The sequence below is a fragment of the Sphingomonas sp. genome (genome assembly GCF_964263785.1).
Taxonomy (GTDB): domain Bacteria; phylum Pseudomonadota; class Alphaproteobacteria; order Sphingomonadales; family Sphingomonadaceae; genus Sphingomonas.
The window spans coordinates 1-8,963 of the sequence record NZ_CAXVWL010000072.1; the positions used below are offsets into that span (position 1 = coordinate 1).

Here is an 8,963-nt window from a genome sequence, read left to right on the forward strand (position 1 = left end):
CTTGCCGATGCCGGTCCGCGCGGTGGCGACGATCGCTGCTTCACGCATGGCTTGGGCTTTCGAACGATTGCTATGGCGCCGCTACTATAGCGACTGGCCGTCGTCGACGGTGAACACCGACCCCGTCGTGCCGCGCGCGCCCGAAGTAGCCAGTCGGGTACGCCTTGAAATTCGCCCGCACCGGCTTGTCGCCGTCGACATCGGGCAACCGGCTGATGCCGTGGGGGTGCAGCGAAGAGCGCGTCAGGTGCGGGATGGTGGCCTGCAAGGCGTACGCGCAGTCGTCCAGCGGCAGCAGCGTGTGTCGCCGGAATGCGAAGATGGTCGACCTGTGCCAGCCACAGGAATGCGCCAACTACTTCAGCTCCTGCAGCGTACTGAGACGACGTAAACGGAAGACTCTTTCATGGGGGGCGGCCTGATTACGTGAAGTGTACCTCAAGAATCAACATGATCCCGTTATCGGCCATCGCCATTTTCGAGTTTTCGTCGTGCAATCCTTGATCGTCTTTCACCAAGTATGAAATTAGGGAGAGGTGAAGCCTTTTATCGGTTCTGATACCGAGTTGTTTGATGAAACGAGCTGAGCCATGACGGAACACAATCAGCCCTACGCGCATTCGAGACCCGGGGAACCGCGCGACACCTGGGAGCCGCTGCTCCACCATCTGCGCGCGGTGGCCGACCAGGCGGCCGCGTTCGCCGCTCCGTTCGGGGCGGGCGCAGCGGCGGCGGCGGCGGGATGGCTGCACGACATCGGCAAGAACTCGGCCGAGTTTCAGCGCTACATCGACGACCACGGGCCCAGCCCCGACCACAGCACCGCAGGCGCGGTCGAGGCGGCGCGGTTCGCGCCCCCCTGGGGCCGGCTGATCGCGCTGGCGGTGGCGGGACACCATGCCGGGTTGCCCGACGCGGACGCGAGTTTCGACGCGCGGCTGACCAAGGAGCTGCCCCGCTACGCCGGATGGGAGGCGCAGGCGCCGGGGTTGCCGAACCAGGTCGCCGTCAAGCTGGGACGCGCCGCGGCGTCCCCAGGTTACAGCCTGGCGTTCCTTGGCCGGATGATCTTCTCGTGCCTGGTAGACGCGGACTTCCTGGCGACGGAGGCGTTCTACGGCGAGCGGGAGCGCGGCGGCCATGCCACGCTGGCGGAGCTGCGCGACCGCCTCGACCGTCACATGGCCGGGTTCGCCGGCGGTCCGCGCGCGGGCGAGCCGATCAACCGGCTGCGCGCCAACATCCTGGCTCATGCCCGTGCCGCGGCCGCGTCGCCGCCGGGGCTGTTCACGATGACGGTGCCGACCGGCGGCGGCAAGACGCTCGCCAGCCTCGCCTTCGCGCTCGACCACGCGGTCGCCCACGGGCTCGACCGCGTGGTCCTCGTGGCCCCGTACACCTCGATCATAGACCAGACCGCCGACGTCTTGCGCGCGGTGCTGGGCGACGACGACGTGCTCGAACATCATGGCAATGTCGATTGGGACGGCGTGGAGACCGACGCCGACGGGCGCGAGGCGCTGGCCAAGCTGCGCCGCGCATCGGAGAATTGGGATGTGCCGATCGTGGTGACCACGGCGGTGCAGTTCTTCGAAAGCCTGCACGCGAACCGCACCGGCGCCTGCCGCAAGCTCCACAATCTGGCGCGGAGCGTCGTGATTCTCGACGAGGTGCAGACGCTGCCCGTGCCCTTGCTGCGCCCATGCGTCGAGGCCATCCGCGAGCTGTCGACCAACTATGGCGCCAGCATCGTGCTGTGCACGGCGACCCAGCCGGCGCTGCGCCGAGAGGACGGGTTCATCGACGGGCTGGAGATCGCGCCCGACCGCGAACTCGCGCCCGATCCCAAGGGGCTGTACCACCGGCTGAGGCGCGTGACGGTGGAGCATGTCGGCGAGGTCGACGACGCGGCGATCGCCGCCCGCTTCGCCGAGCAGCCGCAACTGCTGTGCATCGTCAACAGCCGCAAGCACGCCCAGATGCTGTTCGGGCTGATCGCGGACCAGCCCGGCGCACGCCACCTGACGACGCTGATGTGCCCGGCGCACCGCCGCCAGGTGCTGGCAGAGACGCGCGGCGATCTCGCGGCGGGCCGGCCGGTGCGGCTGGTCGCGACGTCGCTGATCGAGGCGGGAGTGGACGTCGATTTCCCGGAGGCGTGGCGGGCCGAGACGGGGCTGGACAGCATCGCACAGACCGCCGGCCGCGTGAACCGCGAGGGCAAGCGCGACACGGGCCGCGTCGTCATCTTCGCGCCGGCGGACCAGAAGCCGCCCGCCGCCTTCGCCCAGCCGACCGGGGCGATGCGCGCCGCGCTCCGGCTTCACGGCGACGATCCGCTCGGGCTGGCCGCGATCCACGCCTATTTCACCGAGCTCTATTGGACCAAGGGTGACGAGGCGCTCGACGCGGCGACGATCGAAGGCGAGCGCTTTCCGATCCTCCAGAGGCTCAAGGACAGCTTCAGCATCGTCGGCATGGACCAGATCCGCCTCGCGCCACCGTATGCCGGCATCGCCCGCGCGTTCCGGATCATCGATGACGTGATGGACCCGGTCATCGTCCCCTGGCGCGGCGGCGCGGAGCCAGGCGAAGTCGAAAACCTGCTCGCCGCGTTGCGGGCCGCCGATCGCCCGCCCGCGAGCGTGCTGCGCCGGTTGCAGCGGTACACCGTGTCGATTCCGACCAAGGCACGCGCGCGGATGCTGGCGAGCGGTGCGGTCCAGCCGGTCGACCCGAGATACGGCGACGACTACGTCCACCTCGCCATCGACAGCCTCTACAGCGAACGTACCGGGCTCTCGCTCGACGAGTTCGGGATGGAGGCGAGCGCGGGAATTTTCTGAACTGGTCCGCCAGCCTATCCGGAATGGAGCAACTTTGGGAATTGCGATCCGGCCAGACGCGTGTCAGCTTGCCGAACAAGGGGAGAACTACGCGCGATGGCCTTTGGTGTCCGCCTGCATGTCTGGGGAGATCATGCGTGTTTCACGCGGCCGGAGATGAAGGTCGAGCGCGTCTCCTATGACGTGATCACCCCGGCGGCGGCGCGCGGCATCCTCGACGCGATCCATTGGAAACCGGCGATCCGGTGGGACGTGACGCGCATTCATGTGCTCAAGCCCATCAGGTTTCGGTCGATCCGCCGCAACGAGGTGTCGGCCAAGGCGTCGGCCGATCGCGCGAAGAGCGCGATGAAGGCGGGGACCACCGCCGGGCTCGGCATCGACATCGCCGGCACGCGCCAGCAGCGCGCGTCGACGCTGCTGGTCGACGTCGCCTATGTCATCGAGGCGCGGTTCGCGCTCACCGACCGGGCGGGCGCCGACGACAACCCGGCCAAGCACATCAGCATGTTCAACCGCCGCGCCGCCGCCGGCCAGTGCTTTCACCGCCCCTGTCTGGGGACGCGCGAGTTCACGGCGGATTTCCGCCTGCTGGAGGAGGGCGACCCGCTGCCCCCGAGCGAGCTGGCCCCGGGGGACCGCGACCGCGACCTGGGCTGGATGAACTATGAACCCGGCTATACCCCGGCGATGCCCGCGCGCTTCTTTCGCGCGCGGATGGAGGGCGGGGTGATCGAGGTCGAGCGGCTGCTCGCCGAAGGGGTGGTCGCGTGACCGTGCTTCAGGCGCTGTCGAGCTACTACGACCGCATGGCCGCGCGGGGCGATGCCGAACTGCCCGGGTTCAGCCGCGAGAAGATCAGCTTCGCGGTGGTGATCGATGCGGCGGGCGCGGTGGTCGACGTCACCGACCTGCGCGACACGACGGGCAGGAAGCCGGTGGCGGTGCTGCGCGATGTGCCCGCCTCGTTCAAGCGCCCCGGGATCGGCGTGAGCCCGTTCTTTCTATGGGACAAGACCTCTTACGCACTCGGTGCCGCCATCGTTCCGGACAAGCGCACTCCCTTGCAGCATCAGGCGTTTCGCGACCTGCACATCGGGCTGTTGGCGGACAGCAGCGATGAAGGGCTGACCGCCTTCCGTAAGTTCCTGGAGAAGTGGACGCCTGACCGCTTCGCCGAGGCGCCTTTCTCCGCCGACATGCTCGACACCAACATCGTGTTCCGACTTGCCGGCGACGCCGGCCCCGATGGCAGGCCGCGGTTCATCCACGATCGCCCGGCGGCGCTGCCGCTGATCGAGGCGCGGGGCGTCGCGGGCGACAGCATCCATTGCCTGGTCAGCGGCACCGATGCGCCGATCGCGCGGCTTCACCCGGCCATCAAGGGCGTCGATGGCGCGCAGACGATGGGCGCGGCGCTGGTGTCGTTCAACCTCGACGCCTTTTCGTCCTACGGGCGTGAGCAGGGCGCGAACGCGCCGACCGGACAGGCGGCCGCGTTCCGCTATGGCGCCGCGCTCAACCGTCTGCTCGACCGGGGAAGCGGCAGCCGCGTCCAGCTCGTCGCGAGCCAGCATCTCGACCCGGCGCGTCGGCGGTCGCGCGAGGTCCGCCACCGGCATCGCTTCAGGCTGGGGGACACCACCACCGTGTTCTGGGCCGACACCGCTGATGTCGGCGAGGAGCTCGCCGCCGCCGCCGAGGCAATGCTCGCGTCGATGTTCGAGACGGTGGACCGCGTCGATCAGGATCAGGACTCCGCCTATGCCGCCCAGGTCCGCGAAATGCTGGAAAGCCTGGCCGAGGGCCGTTCGGCCGCCTTTGGCGAGCTATCCATCCCACCGGGCGTCCGAATCCATGTCCTGGGCCTCGCCCCCAACGCCGCGCGGCTGTCCGTGCGTTTCTGGCTGACCGAAACGCTTGGCCACCTGGCGACGCACGTCGCCGCCCATGCCGGGGATTGCCGGGTCGAACCCGCGCCGCTCGGTTGGGGCGCGGGGCCGTCGATCAACCTCCTGCTGCTCAAGACAACCGCGCCGCAAGAGAAATGGGACAACATCCCACCGCTCCTCGCGGGCGAGATGGCGCGCGCGGTGCTCGGCGGCGGGCGTTATCCGCGTACGCTGCTGTCGACCGCGATCATGCGGCTGCGCGCGGGCGACGATCCCGCGACCGGCTGGCACGCCGCCGCGATCCGCGCCGTTCTCGCCCGCGATCACCGACTTGGCATGACAAAGGAGGGGGCGCCCATGAGCCTCGACAAGCAAGAAACCAACCCCGCCTACCGCCTCGGCCGACTGTTCGCCGTGCTGGAGGCGGCACAGTACAACGCGCTCGGGCGGGTCAACGCGACCATCCGCGACCGCTATTTCGGGGCCGCCTCGGCGACCCCGGCCAGCGTCTTTCCCCTGCTGCTGCGCGGCGCGCAGAACCACCTCGCCTCGCTCCGCAAAGAGGGCAAGTCGGGCGGGCTGGAACGCGACCTGGAGGAGGTGGTGGGCGGGCTGGCGACCGAGCTGCCTCGCTCGCTCCGGCTGGAGGAGCAGGGCCGATTCGCGATCGGCTATTATCATCAACGCGCCGCGCGCTTCGCCAAGAAGGACGTGGTCGACGAACAGGGAAATGACGATGCCAACTGACAGCCCGGCGCTGACGCGCCGCCACGATTTCGTGCTGTTCTTCGACGTGACGAACGGCAACCCGAACGGCGACCCCGACGCGGGCAACCTGCCGCGCCTCGACCCCGAGACCAATCGAGGGCTCGTGTCCGACGTCTGCCTCAAGCGCAAGGTCCGCAACTATGTGGAACTCGCCCGGGAGGCGCAGCCGGGATACCGCATCTATGTCACCGAGGGCGCGATCCTGAACGACGCGCACCGCGAAGCCTTTGTCGCGCTCAGGCCCGGCGACGAGAAGGCCAAGACTGACAAAAAGCTCAATCCGAAAAGCGACGGCGAGGCCAAGGCCATCCGCGGTTGGATGTGCGGCAACTTCTTCGACATTCGCGCCTTTGGCGCGGTGCTGTCGACCGGCGTCAACGCGGGGCAGGTACGCGGGCCCGTCCAGATCACCTTCGCTCGATCGGTGGAAGCGGTGCTGCCGCTGGAAATCTCGATCACCCGCATGGCGGCGACCAACGCCGCCGAGAAGGAGAAGCGCGAGGCCGGCGCGGGCGACGACGAGCGCACCGACAACCGCACCATGGGCCGCAAGCACATCATCCCCTATGGCCTGTACCGCGCGCACGGTTTCGTGTCGGCCCCGCTCGCCAGCCATCCGACCAAGGGCACCGGCTTCACCGAGGCGGACCTGGAGCTGTTGTGGACGGCGCTGCGCGACATGTTCGAGCATGATCGCTCGGCCGCGCGCGGCGAGATGGCCACGCGCGAGTTGATCGTGTTCGCGCATGACGGCGCGCTCGGCAACGCCCATGCCGACAAGCTGTTCGGCCTCGTCAAGGCGCGGCGCAAGCGCCCGGGCGACGACGCGAGCGACCTGTCCGCGCTCCACGAGGTCGACTCGCCCGCGATCGGCAACTGGCCGCCCGCGCGTAGCTACGATGATTACGCGGTGACGGTCGACGAGGCCGCCGCGCCCTCGGGCGTCACGATCACCCGGATGTAGCGCAGGTGGAGCCGCCAGCGCCGCCCTCCCCGACGCCTGGGGCGATCGACGAAGACGACCTCGTCCCTATCTCCGCGCTCCAGCACCAGCTTTTCTGTCCCCGGCAATGCGCGCTCATCCACCTGGAGCAGCAATGGCTCGAGGACGGCGCCACCGCCGAGGGCCGTATCCTTCACGAGCGCGTGGACGACGGCGGAGCGGACAAGCGGCGCGGCGTGCGCACGGTGCGCGGCATCGCGCTGCGCTCGATGGCACTGGGCGTGACGGGCAAGGCCGATGCGGTCGAACTCCACGGCCGCGCGCCGGACCTGCGGCCCTATCCGGTCGAGTACAAGCGCGGGCAACCCAAGACCCACCGCGCCGACGACGTCCAGCTCTGTGCGCAGGCGATGTGCCTGGAGGAGATGTTCGGGGCGGAGGTTCCGGAGGGTGCGCTGTTCTATGCCCGGCTTCGCCGCCGCACGGCCGTCGCGTTCGATGCCGAACTCCGCGCGCTGACCACCGCCACCGCGCTGGCCGTGCGCACGATGCTCGAGTCGCGGATCACGCCCGCGCCCGTGCCCATGCCCGGTTGCGCCCGCTGCTCACTGGAGCCGCTGTGCCGCCCCGATGCGATAGCCGCGCGGCGCTCCGTCGAGCGCTGGCTGGCGCGCCAGCTCGCGGACTGACCCGGTGCGCCGCCACCTCAACACCATCTACGTCACCAGCCCCGACGCCTGGGTCCGCAAGGACGGTGCCAACATCGTCGTCGAGGTGGACGGAGCCGAGCGCGGCCGCGCGCCGATCCACATGATCGGCGGGCTGGTCTGCTTTGGTCGCGCCGGCATGTCGCCCGCGCTGATGGCGGCCTGCGCCGAGGCGGGAGTGGCGGTGTCGTTCCTGACGCCGAACGGCCGTTTCCAGGCGCGCGTCGAGGGCCCGCGCACCGGCAACGTCCTGCTTCGCCGCGCCCAGTACCGCGCGGCCGACGATCCCGCGCGCGCGATGCCCGTCGTGCGCGGCATCGTGGCCGCCAAATGTGCGAACCAGCGCACCGTTGTCCGCCGCGCGCTGCGCGACCACGGCGCGACAATGACGGCGGAGGCGCGCGCCGCGCTGGTCGAGGCCGAGCTGCGGCTGGGCGACTCCGCCCGCCGGACGATGCTCGGCGACGAGGTCGCGACGGTGCGCGGCATCGAGGGAGAGGCGGGCGCGGCCTATTTCGCGGCGTTTCCCCATCTGCTGCGCGTCGACGATCCCGCGTTCCGTTTTGCCACGCGGTCCCGGCGTCCAGCGCTCGACCGCGTCAACGCGCTACTCAACTTCCTGTACGCGATGCTCGGCCATGATTGCCGCTCGGCGCTGGAGAGCGTCGGGCTCGATCCGCAGGTCGGGCTGCTCCACGCCGACCGGCCGGGGCGCGCCAGCCTCGCGCTCGACCTGATGGAGGAGTTGCGCCCGGTATTGGCCGACCGGCTCGCGCTCAGCCTGATCAACCGGCGACAGGTGACGGCGGGCGACTTCACCGTGGAGGCGGGCGGTGCGGTCCTGTTAAAGGACGATCCGCGCAAGGCGGTGTTGGTGGCATGGCAGGAGCGCAAGAAGGAGGAGTTGCGCCATCCGTTCCTGGGCGAGAAGGTCACCTTGGGTCTGGTGCCCCACCTCCAGGCGCAGCTCCTGGCGCGGCACTTGCGCGGCGACCTCGACGGCTATCCGCCTTTCGTGTGGAAGTGACCGGTGCTGATGCTCGTCACCTATGACGTCGGCACCGAGAACGCCGCAGGGCGTCGCCGGCTCCGGCGGGTCGCGCGGACCTGTCTCGACTTCGGCCAGCGGGTGCAGAACTCGGTGTTCGAATGCGAGGTGGACCCGGCGCAGTGGGCGGTGCTACGTGCCAGACTGATCGGCGAGATCGACCGCGAGCATGACAGCCTGCGCTTCTACGCGCTGGGCGCGAAGGGCCGCTCGCGCGTGGAGCATGTCGGCGCCAAGGGCGTGCGAGACCTGACCGGCACGATTATCCTATAGCGCGAGCCCAAAGCGGCGGTCGTCCTCCCCAGGGGTTCGCGCGACGACCAAGTCGTTGAGGTCGGGCAGTTTCCTTGCTACCCACGCGATCGGCGGCCGCACCGGGCGCAGCCGGGCCATCCGGTTCGCGCACCCTGCGTGATTGCTCGTTGTTTCTCAATGTGTAATCGGAATGCAGTCGCCCCTCGCGCGGGGGCGTGGATCGAAACGTGTGTTGTGCTGGGCAATGGTACGCGGCTGATGGTCGCCCCTCGCGCGGGGGCGTGGATCGAAACACGCCGGCCGATGGTTCCGGAGCGGTGTCGCAGAGTCGCCCCTCGCGCGGGGGCGTGGATCGAAACCCCTCGAAGGTGGGCCAGCTTCGTTTCGATGTCGGTCGCCCCTCGCGCGGGGGCGTGGATCGAAACATTCAAGTGGTCACCCCTGCTGCGAGGATGCACGTCGCCCCTCGCGCGGGGGCGTGGATCGAAACCCGTACAACTTGGC

The 8,963-nt window shown here is 69.4% G+C and carries 7 protein-coding genes, 1 pseudogene and 1 CRISPR repeat array; of the genes and pseudogenes, 7 read left to right on the forward strand and 1 reads right to left on the reverse strand.

The features are described 5' to 3' along the window. Window positions 1–142: 142 nt before the first annotated feature. Window positions 143–322, reverse strand: a pseudogene (locus ACE5C1_RS09705) (IS481 family transposase); the annotation flags it as partial. 268 nt (window positions 323–590) lie between these two features. On the opposite strand from ACE5C1_RS09705, the gene ACE5C1_RS09710 reads away from it, so the two are divergent. The 7 genes from ACE5C1_RS09710 to cas2 all read left to right on the forward strand — a co-directional run bounded on the left by ACE5C1_RS09710 (window position 591) and on the right by cas2 (window position 8,477). Continuing rightward, entirely contained in the window at window positions 591–2,846 is a 2,256-nt protein-coding gene (locus tag ACE5C1_RS09710) for a CRISPR-associated endonuclease Cas3'' (RefSeq protein ID WP_374943871.1), read from the forward strand. Between the two features lie 96 nt (window positions 2,847–2,942). Beyond that, window positions 2,943–3,620 carry a type I-C CRISPR-associated protein Cas5c gene (gene cas5c, locus ACE5C1_RS09715; RefSeq protein WP_374943872.1) on the forward strand — a complete coding sequence of 226 codons (678 nt, stop codon included), beginning with the start codon at window positions 2,943–2,945 and terminating at the stop codon, window positions 3,618–3,620. Beyond that, window positions 3,617–5,485, forward strand: a complete 1,869-nt coding sequence (gene cas8c / locus ACE5C1_RS09720; protein ID WP_374943873.1) for a type I-C CRISPR-associated protein Cas8c/Csd1 — start codon at window positions 3,617–3,619, stop codon at window positions 5,483–5,485. The genes cas5c and cas8c overlap by 4 nt, the downstream gene beginning before the upstream one ends. Continuing rightward, window positions 5,475–6,470 carry a type I-C CRISPR-associated protein Cas7/Csd2 gene (cas7c, locus tag ACE5C1_RS09725; protein WP_374943874.1) on the forward strand — a complete coding sequence of 332 codons (996 nt, stop codon included), beginning with the start codon at window positions 5,475–5,477 and terminating at the stop codon, window positions 6,468–6,470. The genes cas8c and cas7c overlap by 11 nt, the downstream gene beginning before the upstream one ends. A 5-nt stretch (window positions 6,471–6,475) precedes the next feature. Beyond that, the gene (gene cas4 / locus ACE5C1_RS09730; RefSeq protein ID WP_374943875.1) at window positions 6,476–7,138 is read left to right on the forward strand and encodes a CRISPR-associated protein Cas4; all 663 of its coding nucleotides are present in this window, start codon (window positions 6,476–6,478) and stop codon (window positions 7,136–7,138) included. Between the two features lie 4 nt (window positions 7,139–7,142). After that, window positions 7,143–8,183 carry a type I-C CRISPR-associated endonuclease Cas1c gene (gene cas1c, locus ACE5C1_RS09735; RefSeq protein ID WP_374943876.1) on the forward strand — a complete coding sequence of 347 codons (1,041 nt, stop codon included), beginning with the start codon at window positions 7,143–7,145 and terminating at the stop codon, window positions 8,181–8,183. A gap of 3 nt (window positions 8,184–8,186) precedes the next feature. Beyond that, entirely contained in the window at window positions 8,187–8,477 is a 291-nt protein-coding gene (gene cas2, locus ACE5C1_RS09740; protein ID WP_374943877.1) for a CRISPR-associated endonuclease Cas2, read from the forward strand. 177 nt (window positions 8,478–8,654) lie between these two features. After that, window positions 8,655–8,949: direct repeats of the CRISPR family, unit length 32 nt; unit sequence GTCGCCCCTCGCGCGGGGGCGTGGATCGAAAC. Window positions 8,950–8,963 lie beyond the last annotated feature (14 nt).